Here is a 17,573-nt window from a genome sequence, read left to right as displayed (position 1 = left end):
TAAAATCGTTGGCATTGTGGTCAAAATTGTGGTCAAAACCAAATGAGGCCAGCCTATAAACAAAAAAATCCAACGATTTCTAACGTGAAATCGTTGGATTTATGGTCCGAGTGGCGAGAATCGAACTCACGGCCTCTTGAACCCCATTCAAGCGCGCTACCAAAACTGCGCTACACCCGGATATCGACCGCCGCTTCCCTACCGAAGCGTGGCGACATGAAATATTATACTCAGATACAGCAGTTTTGTCAACAGATTTTTACAATTTTCTTTGCTTTTTTCGTAAAAAGTCTGATTTTTGCGAAAGTACGCGCTTTATTTATTTTGCTCTTTTTCTTGCAGGAGCTTGTCTTTTTCCAAAAGCGGTTTCAGATATTGACCGGTAAAGCTGCCTGGCACCTCTGCCACCTGTTCGGGCGTGCCTTCGGCCACGATCTCGCCGCCTGCGCTGCCGCCTTCAGGGCCAAGGTCAATGATATGGTCGGCGCACTTGATAAGATCCAGATTGTGCTCGATGACAATAACCGTGTTGCCCGCATCTACCAGCTTCTGCAGCACCTCGATCAGGCGGTGCACATCTGCAATATGCAGGCCGGTAGTAGGCTCGTCCAGAATATACACGGTCTTGCCAGTGCTGCGGCGGGCCAACTCATTGGCCAGCTTCACGCGCTGTGCTTCGCCGCCGGAAAGGGTGGTGGCGCTCTGGCCCAGTGTTACATAACCAAGACCCACGTCCAACAGGGTCTGCAGTTTGCGGGCGATCTTGGGCTGGTTGGAAAAGAATACCACTGCTTCCTCCACGGTCATGTTCAGCACATCGGAGATGGTCTTTTCCTTATACTTCACTTCCAGCGTTTCGCGGTTGTAACGCGCCCCCTTGCATACCTCGCAGGGCACGTACACATCCGGCAGGAAGTGCATCTCGATCTGCAGAATACCGTTGCCCTCACAGGCTTCGCAGCGGCCGCCCTTGACATTAAAACTGAAACGCCCCGGGCCGTAACCGCGCATTTTGGCATCCTGTGTCTGGGAGAATACCGTGCGGATATCATTGAACACACCGGTATAAGTGGCCGGATTGGAGCGCGGCGTACGGCCAATGGGCTGCTGGTCGATACCGATGACCTTATCCACAAATTCCAGCCCTTCTACCCCATCGCATTTGCCTGCGCGGGAACGCGCACCGTTCAGCTCGCAGGCAAGCGTCTTATACAGAATTTCGTTGATGAGGCTGGACTTGCCGGAGCCGGAAATGCCGGTAACGCAAATAAACTCTCCCAGCGGGAATTTCACGTCGATATTGCGCAGGTTATTTTCCCGTGCACCCCGTACAGTAAGGTAATTGCCGTTGCCGGTGCGGCGGGTCTGCGGTACGGCAATGCGTTTGCGGCCGGAGAGATAATCGCCGGTGATACTGCGCTTTGCCTTGCAGATGTCCTTCACGCTGCCAGCGGCTACGATCTCACCGCCATGCACGCCTGCGCCCGGGCCTACATCCACGATATAATCCGCGCTGCGCATGGTATCTTCATCATGCTCCACCACAATGACTGTGTTGCCGAGGTCGCGGAGATTTTTCAGGGTGGCAATAAGCTTGTCGTTATCGCGCTGATGCAAGCCGATGGACGGCTCGTCCAGCACATAGAGCACGCCGGAAAGCGCACTGCCGATTTGAGTGGTCAGGCGGATGCGCTGGCTCTCGCCGCCGGAAAGAGTGCCTGCTGAGCGGGCCAGCGTGAGATAATCCAGACCCACGCTCTGCAAAAACTGCAGGCGATTCCGGATTTCCTTTATGATCTGCCCGCCAATCTGCTTCTGTTTTTCGGTCAGGTTCGGTTCGTTCTCGGCAATGAATTTCAGCTCGTCCCGGATGGACATCTCGCAGAAATCGCTGATGTTCTTATCCCCGATGGTCACAGCCAGCACCACGGGTTTCAGGCGCTTGCCGTGGCAGTCCGGGCACTCCACGCCGGACATGAAGCTGCCGATTTCTTCCTTCATCCACTCGCTGTTGGTCTCGCGGAAGCGGCGCTCAAGGTTCTCCACGATGCCCTCAAAGGTATTATAGTACACACCGCTGCCGAACTCATTCGTGCGGTGCATCTCAATTTTTTCGCCATTGGTTCCGTACAGCAACGCATTGACAGCTTCGGTGCTCATCTCTTTGATGGGCGTATCCAGCGTAAAACCGTACTTTTTGCCAAGGCCAAGGTAATACATTTCGGATACAGACCCCTCGGCATAGTACCAGCCGCTGGCCTTGATGGCACCCTCACGGATGGAAAGGTTCCGGTTGGGCAGGATGCGTTCCTCGTCCACCCGCATAAAAGTGCCAAGGCCGGTACACTTTTCGCAGGCTCCCAGCGGGTTATTGAAGGAGAAGAGCCGCGGCGACAGGTCGCTGATGGAAATGCCATGCTCCGGGCAGGCAAAGTTCTGGCTGAAGGTCATATAATCGCCGCCGATCACGTCCACTTCGGCGATGCCGCCGGTAAGCGCCAGCGCGGTTTCCAGCGAATCTGCCAGACGGCCCCGGATGCCCTTGCGCATGGCAAGGCGGTCCACCACGATCTCCACCGTATGCTTGATGTTCTTTTCCAGCTTGATCTCTTCGTCAAGATCATACAGGTTGCCGTCGATCTTCACACGAGCATAGCCACCGCGGCGGGCAGCATCCAGCTCTTTCTGCTGGGTGCCTTTGCGCTGGCGCACCACAGGAGCCAGCACCTGAAACTTCGTACCTTCGTCCAGTTTGAGCACCGCGTCCACCATTTCGTCCACGGTCTGCTGGCTGATCACCCGCCCGCACACCGGGCAGTGGGGCACGCCCACGCGGGCGTACAGAAGTCGCAGATAATCGTAGATCTCCGTCACGGTTCCCACGGTGGAACGCGGGTTGTGGCTGGTGGTTTTCTGGTCGATGGAAATTGCCGGTGATAGGCCGGTAATTTCGTCCACATCGGGCTTGTCCATGCGGCCCAAAAACATGCGTGCGTAGCTGGAAAGGCTTTCCACATAGCGGCGCTGGCCGTCGGCATAGATGGTGTCGAACGCAAGGCTCGACTTGCCCGAACCGGAAAGGCCGGTCATGACGATCAGCTTTTCCCTCGGGAGGGTCAGGTTAACATTTTTCAGGTTGTGCTCGCGGGCACCTTTGATGACGATTTTATCGTTTGCCAAGGTATTTTCTCCCTTTTCGTTGTGTCTGTGAATGATTCTGTTTGCGCTCCGTTTCTGCCGCAGAGTCCACCGTCGGGTTCTCGCCCCGGCGCAGTCGGTCGATTTGGTCACGCAGGAAGGCCGCGTGCTCAAACTCCAGCAGCTTCGCCGCTTCCTTCATCTCACGGGTCAGGCGCTCGATGGCGGCCTCCCGCTCCATCCTGCCCATGCGGCGGGTGTTCAGCTTAGCGTTCTCCGCTTTATCGCTGATCTCGATGCTGTCTGCAATGGCCTTGACGATGGTTTTTGGCACGATGCCATGTTCTTTATTGTAGGCCATCTGGATGGCGCGGCGGCGCTCGGTCTCGGTGATGGCGCGGTCCATGCTGTCGGTGACGACATCCGCGTACATGATGACAAGGCCCTCGGCATTGCGGGCCGCGCGGCCAATGGTCTGGATCAGGCTGGTCTCGCTGCGCAGAAAGCCCTCCTTGTCGGCATCCAGAATGGCCACAAGGCTCACCTCGGGCAGGTCAAGACCCTCGCGCAGCAGGTTGATGCCCACCACAACATCAATGGAGCCAAGGCGCAGGTCCTTGATGATCTCCATGCGCTCAAAGGTGTCCACCTCGTGGTGCATATACTTGACTTTGATGCCCTGTTCGGTAAGGTAGTCGGTCAGGTCTTCGGCCATTTTCTTGGTCAGGGTGGTCACGAGAACGCGCTCGTGCCGCTGGATGCGGGTATTGATCTCGCCCAACAGATCCACCACCTGCCCTTCCACCGGGCGCACCGAAATGAGCGGGTCCAAAAGGCCGGTGGGGCGGATGACCTGCTGCGCCACCTGCGTGCTGTTCTGCCGCTCGTAGTCGCCGGGCGTAGCCGAAACGAAGATCATCTGGTTCAGCTTGGACTCCACTTCCTCGAACTTGAGCGGGCGGTTATCGAAGGCGGACGGCAGGCGGAAGCCGTACTCCACCAGCGTTTTTTTGCGGGCATAGTCGCCGCCATACATGGCGCGCACCTGCGGCAGGGTAACATGGCTCTCGTCCACAAACAGCAGAAAATCATCCGGGAAATAATCCAGCAGAGTGGTGGGCATACTGCCCGGCGCACGGCCGGAGAGCACCGCCGAATAGTTCTCGATGCCTTTGCACATGCCAACCTCGTTAAGCATCTCAATGTCGTAATTGGTGCGCTGGGCAATGCGCTGCGCCTCGATCAGCTTGCCCTCGGCGGTGAACTGCTTCACCTGTGCGTCGCACTCGGCGCGGATCTTTTCCAGTGCTGCGGCCTTCTTCTCGGCGCTGACGATATAGTGGCTGGCCGGGAAGATGGCTACATGCTTGACTACATTCTGTTTGGCCCCGGTGAGAGGGTTGAACTCCGTGATGCGGTCGATCTCGTCCCCAAAAAATTCCACACGGATGGCAAGCTCGCTCATATAGGCAAGGTAGATGTCCACGATATCGCCGTGCACACGGAACTTGTTGCGCACAAAATTCACGTCGTTGCGCTCATATTGCAGAGTGACCAGCTTCTGGCACAGCTCGTCCCGCTCCATCTGCATGCCGGGGCGCAGGCTGATGACCATGCTGCGGTAGTCGATGGGGTCGCCCAGCGAGTAGATGCAGGAAACCGATGCTACAATGATCACATCCCGCCGCTCCGAAAGCGCCGCCGTGGCCGAATGGCGCAGGCGGTCGATCTCGTCGTTGATGGCGCTGTCCTTTTCAATATAGGTATCCGTGCTGGGGATATAGGCTTCCGGCTGGTAGTAATCGTAGTAGGAGACGAAATACTCCACCGCGTTGTTGGGGAAAAACGACCGGAACTCGGTGCACAGCTGGGCCGCCAGCGTTTTGTTGTGGGCCAGAACCAGCGTGGGCCGGTTGCATTTTGCAATAACATTTGCCATGGTAAAGGTCTTTCCGCTGCCGGTAACACCCAGCAGGGTCTGGCAGCGGTCGCCCCGCTCCACGCCTTTCACCAGTGTTTCAATGGCCTGCGGCTGGTCGCCGGTGGGCTGGTAAGAGGATACCAGTTCAAATTTTTCGTCTGCCATCTTCCCTCTCCTCTCCGGCCCTCGCGCAAAGAACCACAATCAGTTGTATTTTACGGTTTGATTATAGCACACCAGTTTTATAATGTAAACACTTTTTTGTTGTTTCACAGATCAAGGCCAGAAAAGCGTACCTGTTTTAAAGTCATAGATCGGCAGGCGGTTTGCGTCCCGCATGGAGAAATACTCCGTATCGGTCAGGATGAAGTGATCCAGCAGATGGATGTTCACAAGGCCCAATGCCCGGGCAATATTGCCAGTGGCCTCCAGATCCTCCATGGAGGGCAAGGCCGCACCGTTGGGGTGGTTGTGGCTGAGCACCACCGTGTCGGTGCCGCCCTTGATGGCCGCAGACACCACATCCTTGATGTCCAGACTTACCCGGTCGGTGGTGCCTTCCCGCAGCCAGACCGCCGCGCGCACCAGCTTACGGCTGTCCAGACTGACCAGCATTGCACGCTCGTAATCCGACCACGCAAACTTCGCCATCAGATAGCTGCCCATCTGCTCGGTAGTTCTGATGCAGCGGGTGGTGCTGGTACGGCTGCGGCCATAGTAGCGGCTGATCTCCGGCAGCAGATGCAGCATCCGGGCTGTGGCCGGGCCTACGCCCTCCACAGTGCACAGCTCTTCCTCGCTGGCTTCCAGCACAGCGGCAAAATCGCCAAAGCGGTCGATCAGGTCGTGAGCGATGCCGTTGGTGTCCTTCTGGGCGTTGGTGAGGTACAGCACATATTCCAGCGCTTCGTGCTCGGCCAGACTGTCCAGACCGTAGTTCTGCACCCGTTCGCGCATCCGCTGGCGGTGTCCCTGATGCCGTTTGTGTTCTGCCATTGCGGTACTCTCCTTCTGATTCATTCCTTATAATAGTACCCATTTTGCGCCCGGAACTCAAGGCTTTGCGGTAAAATAGTTTTGATCCGGGGCGTTTCCGCGTTGACTTGCAGCCAAGGCTGTATTACTATAAAGGTATCTCTTGAAAATTGAGGAACATTTATGAAACAATATACCGCAACCGCCAACGACGACGGCGTTCGTCTTTCCCGCTTTGTGCAGAGCGTGACCCGCGATTTTCCCACCAGCCTTTTGTACAAGAGCTTCCGCAATAAGCGCGTGAAGGTAAACGGAAAAAAGGCCGTGCCGGAGTACCGCATTCAGGCAGGCGACCTGATCGAGCTGTACATCAACGACGAGTTTTTCCCGCCGGAAGGCGCAAAAACCGTGCAGAAAGCCGCGCCGAAAAAAAAGCAGAATCAGCCCAAGGTCAATGTCATTTATGAGGACGAAAACATTGCTGTGCTGTACAAACCCACCCACCTTTTGTGCCATAGCGACCGCACCGGCGATGCAAACCTTGTGGACGCTTTTACCCAGTATCTGGCCGAAAAAGGCGAGTACGACCCCCACGGCGAGAACCGGTTCAAGCCCGGCATTTGCAACCGGCTGGACCGCGGCACCGAGGGCCTTGTGATCGCCGCCAAGAGCTACACCGCCCTGCGGGACATGAACGAGATCATCCGCACTGACCTACTCAAAAAGGAGTACTACACCATCACGGTGGGTATCCCGCAGTCCGGGCGGTTCACCGCATGGTGGGAGCACGACGAGAAGAACAACAAGGTAAGCATCCATGCACATCAGTCGCAGGACGAGCGCCGCAAGCAGATCATTACGGACGTGGACGTACTGCGCACCGCCGGGCCGTTCGCCCTGTGCAAGATCGGCCTTGTCACCGGCCGTACCCACCAGATCCGTGCACATCTGGCCTATCTGGGCCGTCCGGTTCTGGGCGACATCAAGTACGGCAACCGCAAGATGAACGAGCGCACCGGCACCAAAACGCAGGCCCTGTGCGCTGTGCGGGTCACTTTCCTTGATATTCCCGAGGAAAACACCCTGCATTATCTCTCCGGCAAGGTCGTCAAGCTGAAGGACCCGCAGATCATAAAGCAGTTCGATGCGCTGGATAAGAGCAAGAACAGCGAGGAAAACCACCCTGCATAAAGTGGAAACAAAAAAGCGGCCGCTGTACTTTACCGTACAGCAGCCGTTTTTCTCTTTGTTTTTTACTTTTTGTCGGAGTCCTGCTCCGTCTTTTCCTGCGATTCCTGTTCACGGCGCAGCTCTTTGATGCGCTTTCTCTCGCTCTGGACATGGGGCCATGGCCAGCTGAAGCCCTCGTTCTCACGGCACCATTTGACCAGCGGATAGAAGGCAAAAGCCAGACCGAAGAGGTACAGCAGAGCGTACAGCAGGGCATCCAGCGTGATGAGTGCATCCAGTGCACCGATCACCGCCACCACACAGCCTGCCTTCAAAAAGAACAGGCCGTTCTGGCGGCAGTATTCCTCAAAGTGCTCCGCCTTGACGGCACGGCGGCCCTGATCTCCCCAGACACGGGGATTTTTCATGACCGAATAGCCGTAGAATACCATCATCAGACCAAGGGTGAGCTGAAAGCCAAAAAACATTTATGATACCTCTTAATCTTCAAACAGCGGCTTCATCAGGGGCAGGAAATCCAGCGTTGCAAAGTAATCGCGCGGCGTCTCGGCACGGCGGATCAAACGGTGGGTGCCATCCTCGCACAGCAGCACTTCGGCGCTGCGCAGCTTGCCGTTGTAGTTGTAGCCCATGGCAGAGCCGTGTGCACCGGTGTCGTGGATATAAACGATGTCGCCAATGTCGATCTTGGGCAGCATCCGGTCAATGGCAAACTTGTCGTTGTTCTCGCACAGACCGCCCACCACATCGTACATATGGTCGCAAGGCTCGTTTTCCTTGCCCAGCACAGTGATGTGATGGTATGCGCCATACATGGCGGGACGCATCAGGTTGGCAGCGCAGGCATCCAGACCGATGTACTCCTTATAGATGTGCTTTTCGTGGATGGCCGTTGCCACCAGAGCACCGTAGGGGCCGGTGGTAAAGCGGCCCATCTCAGTAAAGATGGCCACATCGCCCATGCCTGCGGGCACCAGAATTTCCTCAAACTTCTTGCGCACACCCTCGCCGATGGCCATGATATCGTTCTCGGTCTGCTCCGGGCGGTACGGGATGCCCACACCGCCGGACAGGTTGATATAACCGATGTGCACACCGGTGGCCTTCTGCACCCGGACAGCCAGCTGGAACAGGATACCTGCCAGCTCCGGGTAATACTCATCGGAAATGGTATTGGAAGCAAGGAAAGCGTGGATGCCGAAGTTCTTGGCACCCTTGGCGGCCAGCTTCTTGTAGCTTTCGATCATCTGTTCCTCGGTCATGCCGTACTTGGCATCGCCGGGCTTGTCCATGACCTGAAAGCCCTCTTCGCTCTCGCCCAGACTGAAGGTGCCGCCCGGGTTATAGCGGCAGAAGATGTTCTCCGGCACGCCGGCGACACGCTCCAGAAATTCCACCATGGTGGCATCGTCCAGATTGATGTAGGAGCCCAGCTCGTAGGCCTTCTTCATATCCTCCACGGGAGTCTGGTTGGAGGAGAACATGATTTCACTGCCGGAGAAACCGCACACCTCGCTGAGCATCAGCTCAGTCAGGGACGAGCAGTCCACGCCGCAGCCCTCCTCCTTGAGGATCTGCAGGATGACAGGGTTCGGCAGAGCCTTGACGGCAAAATACTCCTTGAAGCCTTTGTTCCAGCTGAATGCCTTGTTGATGCGGCGGGCATTTTCACGGATGCCCTTCTCATCGTAGACATGGAACGGCGTGGGCACATCCTGAATGATCTCCTGTGCCATCGCCTCGGTCAGAAACGGTTTCTTTTCCATAGTAACATCCCTCTCATTTTATATGCACGCGGCCGATCGCCGCAGTGGCATCAGTAGAAACTCCTTTCGTCATCGCTGATGCGATGCCACCCATTCCCCTTTTTGTCGCTGGCGCGACATCTGTTCCTCTCTTTGTCACCTGTGGTGACATTTCTCCCCGGCGCGGGGAGAATCTGTCCCGGCCGGGGGAAGTCTTTCTCAATGAGGGAGGCTTTGCCGCACGGACAAGCTCCCTCTTTGAGGGGGCTGTCTGCGCAGCAGACTGGGGGAGTTTACAGCTTCAGATTCTGGCGGGTGGGGGTGAAGGTCGGGATCATCTTTGCCAGCTGCTGCACCACACCCTCATCGTTGTGCTCTGCCGCAGCGGCAAGCTCCTGCAGCTGCCCGTAGAACTCGGCCAGATCGATGCTGCGCGGCGAAGCCACAAAAATTTTATTGTGCTGGGTGCGGCGCATCTTATCCTGCTCCTCGTCCATCATCAGCTCTTCGTAGAGCTTTTCGCCCGGGCGCAGACCCACGATCTTGATCTCCATATTCACGCCCGGCTCATAGCCGTAAAAGCGGATGAGCTGCTTGGCAAGATCCATGATCTTGACCGGCTCGCCCATGTCCAGCACATAGATATTGCCGCTTTCAGCCAGCGCACCAGCCTGCAGCACCAGCTGGGCCGCTTCCGGAATGGTCATAAAGTAGCGCTCAATGTTGGGGTCTGTCAGGGTGACAGGCCCGCCTTTTTTGATCTGAGCCTCAAACAGCGGAATGACGCTGCCGTGGCTGCCCAGCACATTGCCAAAACGCACAGCCACACACTTCATATCCGTGTTGCCCGCAAAGGTCTGGATGAGCATTTCGCAGATGCGCTTGGTACAGCCCATCACACTGGTGGGGTTCACAGCCTTATCGGTGGAAAGCTGCACGAACCGCTCCACGTCGTGTTCGCTGGCGCTCACCAGCAGGTTTTTGGTGCCCAGAACATTGTTCTTGACCGCTTCTGCAGGGCTGACCTCCATCAGCGGCACATGCTTGTGTGCTGCCGCATGGAACACCACAGTGGGATGATAGGTTTCAAAAACCTCATCCAGACGCTTTTTATCGCGGATGGAGCCAATGAGCACCGTTACCGGGATATCCCGGCCGTACTTCTGCTGCAGCTCCATCAAAAGCTCATAGGCGCAGTTCTCGTAGATATCAAAAATAAGCAGCTTGCCGGGCTTGAAGCGCATCACCTGACGGCACAGTTCGCTGCCGATGGAGCCGCCGCCGCCCGTGACCAGAACGGTCTTGCCGGTGAGGTAGCCGGAGATCTGATCGGTATCCAGCGTCACCTCATCGCGGGAAAGGAAGTCCGCCGGGTTCAACTCGCGGAAGGCTCCCTGCTGCGGTGTACCGCTGCCCACCAGCTGCGGGTCACTGAGCAGCTGCACCGCACAATGGGTGCTGACGCACAGATCGATGACATGGTTCAGCTTGCTGCCCTTCAGGGTAGGAATGGCGATGATGATGCTGTGGATGCCGTAGCGCTTGCACAGGTCCGGGATATCCTCCAGCGTGCCCTTCACCGGCACCCCGTGGATGGTCTGGTTGAGTTTTGTGGGGTCATCGTCCACCGCCACCACCGCGTGACCATATTCCTTATTGGATTTGCACACGTTGATGGCCCATGCACCGGCTTCGCCTGCACCTACGATCATCACCGGGCGGTTGGGGTCCTTGCTGGCAGCGCCGCGTAGCTTTTCGCCCAGCGGGTGGTTCAGGAACAGCCGCCATGCCAGACGGCTGCCGCCCACCAGCAGGAAGATGAGCACCGCCGCCATACAGTTGGCGGAGTTGAACAGCACGCCGTGGATGCACAGACGGTTAACACAGTAGACGACAACGGTAGGCACAGCCACCGTTCCCGCCAGACGCATCAGGTCGCGTTCACCGGCATACTTCCACAGTACGGAGTACAGCCCGCTGAACAGAAAGCTGGCAATGTACACCGCCACGATCCATGGCAGATTTTCGTACAGAAGCTCACGGTTATGCGGCCACCAAGCAGCTTCCACTGCTCCGTCTGCCCGCAGCAGAAGCGCAAAATAAAAGCTGAATGCAACAATGGCTGCATCCAGCAGCACAAGCAGCGCCCGGCGCGCAAGCACCTGCGGTGTGTTCTTTTTATCTTTCACAAAAAAGTCCTCTTTTTGCACACGGCGTAAAACGCCGCTGTTTTTGCCGGAAGGAGCTTCCGGCGTTCCGTCCTGCCCGGCGCACCGGACAGCCCTATCTTTATATTATACTCAGAACACTGCAGAATGTCCAGAAAATTTGAATCCGCTGCCAAACTCCCTCTATTTTTTCGGCCTGCCGGGCCGGTGCGCAGCCCAGAGCGCGGCTGCTTCCTCTCCAAGGCCCAGCGGCCATGCCGCCAGTAGGAACACTCCTGTGGTAGCGCAGCCGCCTATGCCCAACGCGGCCAGCTGCAAAGGCAGCCGAGCCGCAAACCCATCCGCAAGCAGCTTCCGCAGCGCCATGCCAGCCGCCGCGGCCAGCACAGCTGCCAGTGCCGGTGCACCCAGCCAGCGGCGGAATGCATGCTGCGTGCCGCTGGAAAACAGCAGATGCCCGGTGTTGGCCGCACAGGTGTACAGGCTGGAAAGCAGGATCACTGTCAAAAAGCCCTTCATGCCAAAGCGCGGCAGCAGCGCCACCACCCCGCCAATGCGCAGGATGGAATCCCACACGCTGTAGCGGAAGGCCGCCTTCTGCTCTCCTACCCCTTTCATGGCACCGTCCACCATGCTTTCCAGATACATCAGCGGCATGGCAGGAGCCAGCGTTTCCAGATAGAACCCGGCATCCGCACTTTGGTACAAAAGCTGTGCCAGCGGCCGTCCCCACACCCAAAACATCACCCCTGCCAGCGCGGAAAAATAGCCGGTGAGCCGCAACATCCGGTCCAGAAGTGTTTTGAGCCGTTCGGTCTGGCCCAGAATATGAGCCTGCGTGATCTCCGGCATCAGCAGCACCGAAAGACTGCCCAGCAGGCCAAATGGGAACGTAAGCAGCGGCAGAGCCATGCCTTTCAGTTCTCCGTACTGCTCCAGCGCGGCGGTGCGCCCGCCCGCGTTGATCAGATAGACCGCAAGGCAGGCGGGCACCAGCATATTCTCCGCCGTGTGCAGGGCGCTTGCCAATACCCGCCCGCCCTCCACCGGCCACAGGATCTCCCACAGACGGCGGGCCGGGTCTGCCGGGCGGACGGCTTTTTGCCCCGCAAAGGCACTGCGGGCATCCCGCCGGTAAAAGGCCAGCATGCACAGCGCCGACACCGCTTCGCTGACGGCGGTAGCTCCCAACACCAGCATACAGCGCACGCCCACCGCAAGGCCCTCGGTACGGGTAAGCGCCAGTGCCACCAGCGCGATGCGCACCGTCTGCTCCGTAAGCTGGCTGAACACATTGGGAGCTACATGCCGTCGGGCGATGAAAAAACCGCGCAGCACCGACGAGACCGCCATCCATGGCATTCCCAGCGCTGAAACGCGCAAAGCACCGACGGCGCGGACATCGCCAAGCCACAACCGGGCCGCAAGATCCGCTGTCGCCAGCTGCAGCGCGGCGGCAAACAGCCCCAGCACAAGTCCTGCCGCCAGCAGACGGCGCAGCATGCCGCGGGCTGCACCATGGGCGGAAGCCGGGCCGCTGAGTTCCTCGGCCATGAGCCGGGTAGCCGCCACCGAAACGCCCGCCGTTGCCAGCGTGACGAACAGTGAATACACCGCCAGCACCAGCTGGTAAAGGCCCATCCCCTCGCCGCCCAGCTCGTTTGCCAGCCAGATGCGCAGGCCCATGCCGGCCAGCCGCAGCACCACGTCTGAACCGGTGAGCAGCGCCGCATTTTTCAAATAGCTCTGCCGCATGGCGCACCTCCTGCCGGAATGTTCCGGTTCCAGCATATGAAGCGGCGGAACAGGATATGCAAAAGCAGAGCGGCGCGGCGGGTTGTTTCCTGAGCGCTTTTATGGTATAGTAAAGGGGCGGCCTTTGCAGCCGTATTCTGATCAAGGAGGAAGCACACGGCCAATGCCTCTGAGCCAGCCGTGCGCAAAAAGAGAATGAGCGAAGAATGTACCCATGACTGCTCCAGCTGTGGAGCAGCATGTTCTTCCCGCGATGCAGCGCCCAAGCACGATGCCCCCAACCCCAACAGCAGCGTCAAAAAAGTCATTGGCGTTGTGTCCGGCAAGGGCGGTGTTGGCAAGAGCATGACCAGCGCTCTGCTGGCCTGCGCCATGGCACGCCGCGGCTACCACTGCGGCATTCTGGATGCCGACATCACCGGCCCGTCCATTCCCAAGCTGTTCGGCATCCATGGCCGTGCCATGGCCGACGACAAGGGCTGCTGGCCCCTGCAGAGCCGCATGGGCATTGATGTTATGAGCATCAATCTGCTGGTGGAAAACGAGGAGGATCCCGTTGTGTGGCGCGGCCCGGTGATCGCCGGTGCCGTCAAGCAGTTCTGGACCGATGTGGTCTGGAAGGACGTGGACTTCCTGTTCGTGGACATGCCTCCGGGAACCGGTGATGTGCCCCTGACCGTGTTCCAGAGCCTGCCGGTGGACGGCATTGTTGTGGTGGCAAGCCCGCAGGAACTGGTGAGCATGATCGTGGCCAAGGCCGTGAACATGGCTGAGATGATGAAGGTGCCCATGCTGGGCATTGTGGAGAACATGAGCTACATCGTCTGCCCCGACTGCGGCAAGCACATCAATGTGTTCGGCGAGAGCCATGTGGATGAGGTGGCTGCAAAGCACGGCCTGCCCGTGCTGGCCAAGTGCCCCATCGATCCCCAGCTGGCTGCGCTTTCCGATGCCGGCATGATCGAGACCTACGGCGGCGAGTATCTGGAAGGTGCCGCAGACGCCTGCGAAAAGCTGCTGAAGAAGTAAAAATCGTTTCTCTGCCCTGTGCCGTTTGCGTGGTGCAGGGCTTTTTGGTTGCAGAAAATATAGCTTTCTGCGCCTGCAGAATGCAGCAAAATGGAGAAAAGACGTTCTTTTCCGTATTTCTTTTGTTCTGCCAGCGCTTTAAAAAACAAGGTTCTGTGCCGTTTTTTTCTTTTATTTTTCGTTTTGTGAAGCGGTCTCAACTTTTCATCTGTTTTTTTGAAGCATTTTCTGCTTTCTCGCTATTGTCAAACCCACAGAAATGCTTTATAATAATAAAGCGGTCTGCAGCCATAAGCAGGCCGGTGTGTAAGAACGGAAATCCGGGATCGTCCCAAAGCGTTTTAGCAGCGCGTCCGCTGTGCGGCGGGCCGGGCGGTTTCGTCTTTTTCAAATTTTATAGAGTAATTGGGAAAAGGAGTATTCTACTATGCTGACAAATGAATACCTGAAGCGCGTTTACGAAGGTCTGGAAAAGCGCAATGCCAACGAACCTGAGTTCCTGCAGGCTGTGCGCGAGGTTCTGGAGAGCATCCAGCCCGTTGTGGAGAAGCACCCTGAGTACGAGAAGGCCGCTCTGATCGAGCGTCTGGTCGAGCCGGAGCGCATCATCACCTTCCGTGTGCCTTGGGTTGACGATCAGGGCAAGGTTCAGGTGAACCGCGGCTACCGTGTGCAGTTCAACAGCGCCATCGGCCCCTACAAGGGCGGCCTGCGCTTCCATCCCTCTGTCAATCAGGGCATCCTGAAGTTCCTCGGCTTTGAGCAGACCTTCAAGAACAGCCTGACCACCCTGCCCATGGGCGGCGGCAAGGGCGGCTCTGACTTCGACCCCCACGGCAAGAGCGACATGGAAGTGATGCGCTTCTGCCAGAGCTTCATGACCGAGCTGTACCGCCACATCGGCCAGTTCGTGGACTGCCCCGCCGGTGATATCGGTGTCGGCGGCCGTGAGGTCGGCTATCTGTTCGGCCAGTACAAGCGCCTGACCAACAGCTTCCAGGGCGGCATGCTCACCGGCAAGGGCCTGACCTTCGGCGGCTCTCTGGCCCGCACCGAGGCTACCGGCTACGGCCTGTGCTACTTCACTGCTGAGGCACTGAAGTGCATGCGCAACGACAGCTTTGAGGGCAAGACCGTGGTCATCTCCGGTTCCGGCAACGTGGCGATCTACGCCTGCGAGAAAGCTACCCAGCTGGGTGCCAAGGTCGTGACCATGTCCGACTCCAACGGCTACGTCTACGATCCCAACGGCATTGATCTGGCCTACGTCAAGGATCTGAAGGAAGTCCGCCGCGGCCGTATCAAGGAGTACGCCGAGACCCACGAGGGTGTAACCTATGTTGCAGATTGCACCAAGGTCTGGACTGTCCCCTGCGACATCGCCCTGCCCTGCGCAACCCAGAACGAGATCAACAAGGAGTCCGCTGAGGCTCTGGTGAAGGGCGGCTGCACCGTCGTGTGCGAGGGTGCCAACATGCCCAGCACCCCGGAGGCCATCGAGGTCTACCTGTCCAACGGCATCCTGTACGGACCTGCAAAGGCTTCCAACGCAGGCGGCGTGGCCACCTCCGGTCTGGAGATGAGCCAGAACTCCGAGCGCCTGAGCTGGACCTTTGAAGAGGTCGATGCCAAGCTGAAGGGCATCATGGAGGGCATCTTCCACGCTTCCTACGATGCATCTGTGGCTGCCGGTTCCGAGGGCAACCTGATGGTCGGTGCAAACTGCGCCGGCTTCCTGAAGGTTGCTACCGCCATGATGGCACAGGGCATCACCTACTAAGTCATACCGCGTCGTCTAAGAGCCGCGCCCGCAGGGGTGCGGCTCTTTTTTGGTATAACCCCGCCCCGCTCTGCCCACACTGGCAGTATCTTATGGCAGAAAGGGAGTTTTGTATGGACGAGCAGATGTTTTGTTTTCAGTGTGAGCAGGCGGCGGGCTGCACCGCCTGCACCGGCGCAGCGGGGGTGTGCGGCAAGTCGGCCGAGACAGCCGCCGCACAGGACCGGCTCACCGGGGCGCTCATCGCGTTTGCCGGACAACTCATCGCGGCGGGGCGCGGCCCGACCCCGGAACAGGCCCGGCTGCTGATGCAGGGGCTGTTCACCACCATTACCAACGTGAACTTTGACCCCGCCGCCGTGGACGCGCTGACCCGCCGGGTGCACGACGCCAGCCCCGGCACCGGCCCGGACTACGACATGCAGGCCCTCTGGCGGGAACCGGACGCCGACCGGCGCAGCCTGAAATGCTTTGTGCTGTTCAGCCTGCGGGGCATGGCCGCCTACAACTACCACGCCCGGGTGCTGGGCCGCATCGACCCGGAGCTGGACCGGTTCTTCTGTACCGCCCTGCAGGCCGTGGGCGACCCCGGCCAGACCACCGACGCCCTGTGGCAGCTGGTGCAGGCCACAGGAGAAGCCAGCTACCGCTGCATGGAGCTGCTGGACGCGGCCAACACCGGCGCGTTTGGCGATCCGGAACCGGTGCAGGTGCCCCTGACCATTGAAAAGGGGCCGTTCATCGTGATTTCCGGCCACGACCTCTACGACGCACAGCAGCTGCTGGAACAGACCGCAGGCCGGGGCGTCAACGTCTACACCCACTCGGAGATGCTGCCCGCCCACGGCTACCCGGAGCTGAAGCGCCGCTACCCCCACCTCAAGGGCAACTTTGGCACCGCATGGCAGAACCAGCAGCGGGAGTTCGAGGACATCCCCGCGCCCATCCTGTTCACCACCAACTGCATCATGCCCCTGCGCGCCAGCTACGCCGACCGGGTGTTCACCACCTCGGTGGTGGCTTACCCCGGCGTGCCCCACATCGACGAAGGGCGCGACTTTTCCCCGGTGATCGAAAAGGCGCTGGAGCTGGGCGGCTACGCGCAGGACACCCTGCTGCCCGGCCTGAACGGCGGCTCCACGGTGACCACCGGTTTTGCCCGCACCGCCGTGCTGCAGCACGCGGACGAGATCGTGCAGGCGGTGCGGGACGGTAAGCTGCGGCACTTCTTTCTGGTGGGCGGCTGCGACGGCACCCGGCCCAGCCGCCGCTACTACACCGAGTTTGCCCGCCTTACCCCGCCCGACACCATCCTGCTGACCCTGGCCTGCGGCAAGTTCCGCCTGAACGACCTGCCCCTTGGCACCGTGCCGGGCACCGGCCTGCCCCGCATCCTAGACGTGGGCCAGTGCAACGACGCCTACAGCGCCATCCGCATCGCATTGGCGCTGGCCGACGCCTTTGGCTGCGGCGTCAACGGCCTGCCCCTCTCGCTGGTGCTGTGCTGGTTTGAGCAGAAGGCCGTGTGCATCCTCATCGCGCTGCTGGCGCTGGGCATCCGGAACATCCGGCTGGGGCCTACCCTGCCCCCGTTCCTCTCGCCGGTCGTTGTGGCTGCCCTGCAGCAAAAGTACGATTTAAAAGCCGTAACAACGCCGGAAAATGACCTGCAGGCCATTCTGGGCAGACATTGAGCCTGCACTGTTCTCACTATAGCTACAACTGACCGCCATACGCGGCGTTTCGCACAAGAAGTGGTGTAAAGCAGTTGTCATATTTGGTGCAGCTGTCACTTGAAGATTTTTCAGCGTTCAGTATAATAATAGTTACCGGAACAAAGGCGTTCTGCAAGGGTAAAGTATGCCCTTGCG

At 58.6% G+C, this 17,573-nt stretch carries 11 protein-coding genes and 1 tRNA gene; 4 read left to right on the top strand and 8 right to left on the bottom strand.

The window, feature by feature from the left end; translation table 11 throughout:
• Positions 1–102 precede the first annotated feature (102 nt).
• The 4 genes from J3348_RS00295 to radC form a co-directional block, all read right to left on the bottom strand.
• A tRNA-Pro gene (locus J3348_RS00295) sits at positions 103–180 on the bottom strand.
• Positions 181–315: 135 nt separating this feature from the next.
• Complete coding sequence (gene uvrA, locus J3348_RS00290; RefSeq protein WP_207698024.1) at positions 316–3,180, bottom strand: excinuclease ABC subunit UvrA; 2,865 nt, start codon at positions 3,178–3,180, stop codon at positions 316–318.
• On the bottom strand, positions 3,167–5,224 hold the full coding sequence (gene uvrB / locus J3348_RS00285) for an excinuclease ABC subunit UvrB (protein ID WP_097782207.1): 2,058 nt from the start codon (positions 5,222–5,224) through the stop codon (positions 3,167–3,169). The genes uvrA and uvrB overlap by 14 nt, the downstream gene beginning before the upstream one ends.
• A gap of 111 nt (positions 5,225–5,335) precedes the next feature.
• Positions 5,336–6,055 (bottom strand): DNA repair protein RadC, encoded by a 720-nt coding sequence (gene radC, locus J3348_RS00280; RefSeq protein ID WP_207698023.1) that lies wholly within the window; start codon positions 6,053–6,055, stop codon positions 5,336–5,338.
• Between the two features lie 162 nt (positions 6,056–6,217).
• Here radC and J3348_RS00275 point away from each other — a divergent pair, with 162 nt between their 5' ends.
• The gene (locus J3348_RS00275; RefSeq protein WP_097777691.1) at positions 6,218–7,225 is read left to right on the top strand and encodes an RluA family pseudouridine synthase; all 1,008 of its coding nucleotides are present in this window, start codon (positions 6,218–6,220) and stop codon (positions 7,223–7,225) included.
• Positions 7,226–7,287: 62 nt separating this feature from the next.
• Here J3348_RS00275 and J3348_RS00270 read toward each other — a convergent pair whose 3' ends face one another.
• The 4 genes from J3348_RS00270 to J3348_RS00255 form a co-directional block, all read right to left on the bottom strand.
• The gene (locus tag J3348_RS00270; RefSeq protein ID WP_097782209.1) at positions 7,288–7,692 is read right to left on the bottom strand and encodes a hypothetical protein; all 405 of its coding nucleotides are present in this window, start codon (positions 7,690–7,692) and stop codon (positions 7,288–7,290) included.
• 12 nt (positions 7,693–7,704) lie between these two features.
• The gene (locus tag J3348_RS00265; RefSeq protein ID WP_154256130.1) at positions 7,705–8,991 is read right to left on the bottom strand and encodes a diaminopimelate decarboxylase; all 1,287 of its coding nucleotides are present in this window, start codon (positions 8,989–8,991) and stop codon (positions 7,705–7,707) included.
• 272 nt (positions 8,992–9,263) lie between these two features.
• Positions 9,264–11,159: a nucleoside-diphosphate sugar epimerase/dehydratase gene (locus J3348_RS00260; protein ID WP_049935271.1), complete on the bottom strand. Its 1,896-nt coding sequence runs from the start codon at positions 11,157–11,159 to the stop codon at positions 9,264–9,266.
• Between the two features lie 162 nt (positions 11,160–11,321).
• Positions 11,322–12,893 (bottom strand): oligosaccharide flippase family protein, encoded by a 1,572-nt coding sequence (locus J3348_RS00255; RefSeq protein ID WP_207698022.1) that lies wholly within the window; start codon positions 12,891–12,893, stop codon positions 11,322–11,324.
• 195 nt (positions 12,894–13,088) lie between these two features.
• Between J3348_RS00255 and J3348_RS00250 the strand changes: the two genes are divergently transcribed.
• The 3 genes from J3348_RS00250 (at position 13,089) to hcp (ending at position 17,396) form a co-directional block, all read left to right on the top strand.
• Complete coding sequence (locus J3348_RS00250; RefSeq protein ID WP_179860493.1) at positions 13,089–13,922, top strand: Mrp/NBP35 family ATP-binding protein; 834 nt, start codon at positions 13,089–13,091, stop codon at positions 13,920–13,922.
• Positions 13,923–14,349: 427 nt separating this feature from the next.
• Positions 14,350–15,702 carry an NADP-specific glutamate dehydrogenase gene (gene gdhA, locus J3348_RS00245; protein WP_097775438.1) on the top strand — a complete coding sequence of 451 codons (1,353 nt, stop codon included), beginning with the start codon at positions 14,350–14,352 and terminating at the stop codon, positions 15,700–15,702.
• A gap of 113 nt (positions 15,703–15,815) precedes the next feature.
• Positions 15,816–17,396, top strand: a complete 1,581-nt coding sequence (gene hcp / locus J3348_RS00240; RefSeq protein WP_207698021.1) for a hydroxylamine reductase — start codon at positions 15,816–15,818, stop codon at positions 17,394–17,396.
• Positions 17,397–17,573: the final 177 nt, after the last annotated feature.

Source organism: Faecalibacterium sp. Marseille-Q4896 (assembly GCF_017377615.1).
GTDB classification, from domain to species: Bacteria; Bacillota; Clostridia; order Oscillospirales; family Ruminococcaceae; genus Faecalibacterium; species Faecalibacterium taiwanense.
The sequence above is the reverse complement of the archived record's forward strand: the minus strand, read 5'-3'. Positions and strand labels throughout refer to the sequence as shown.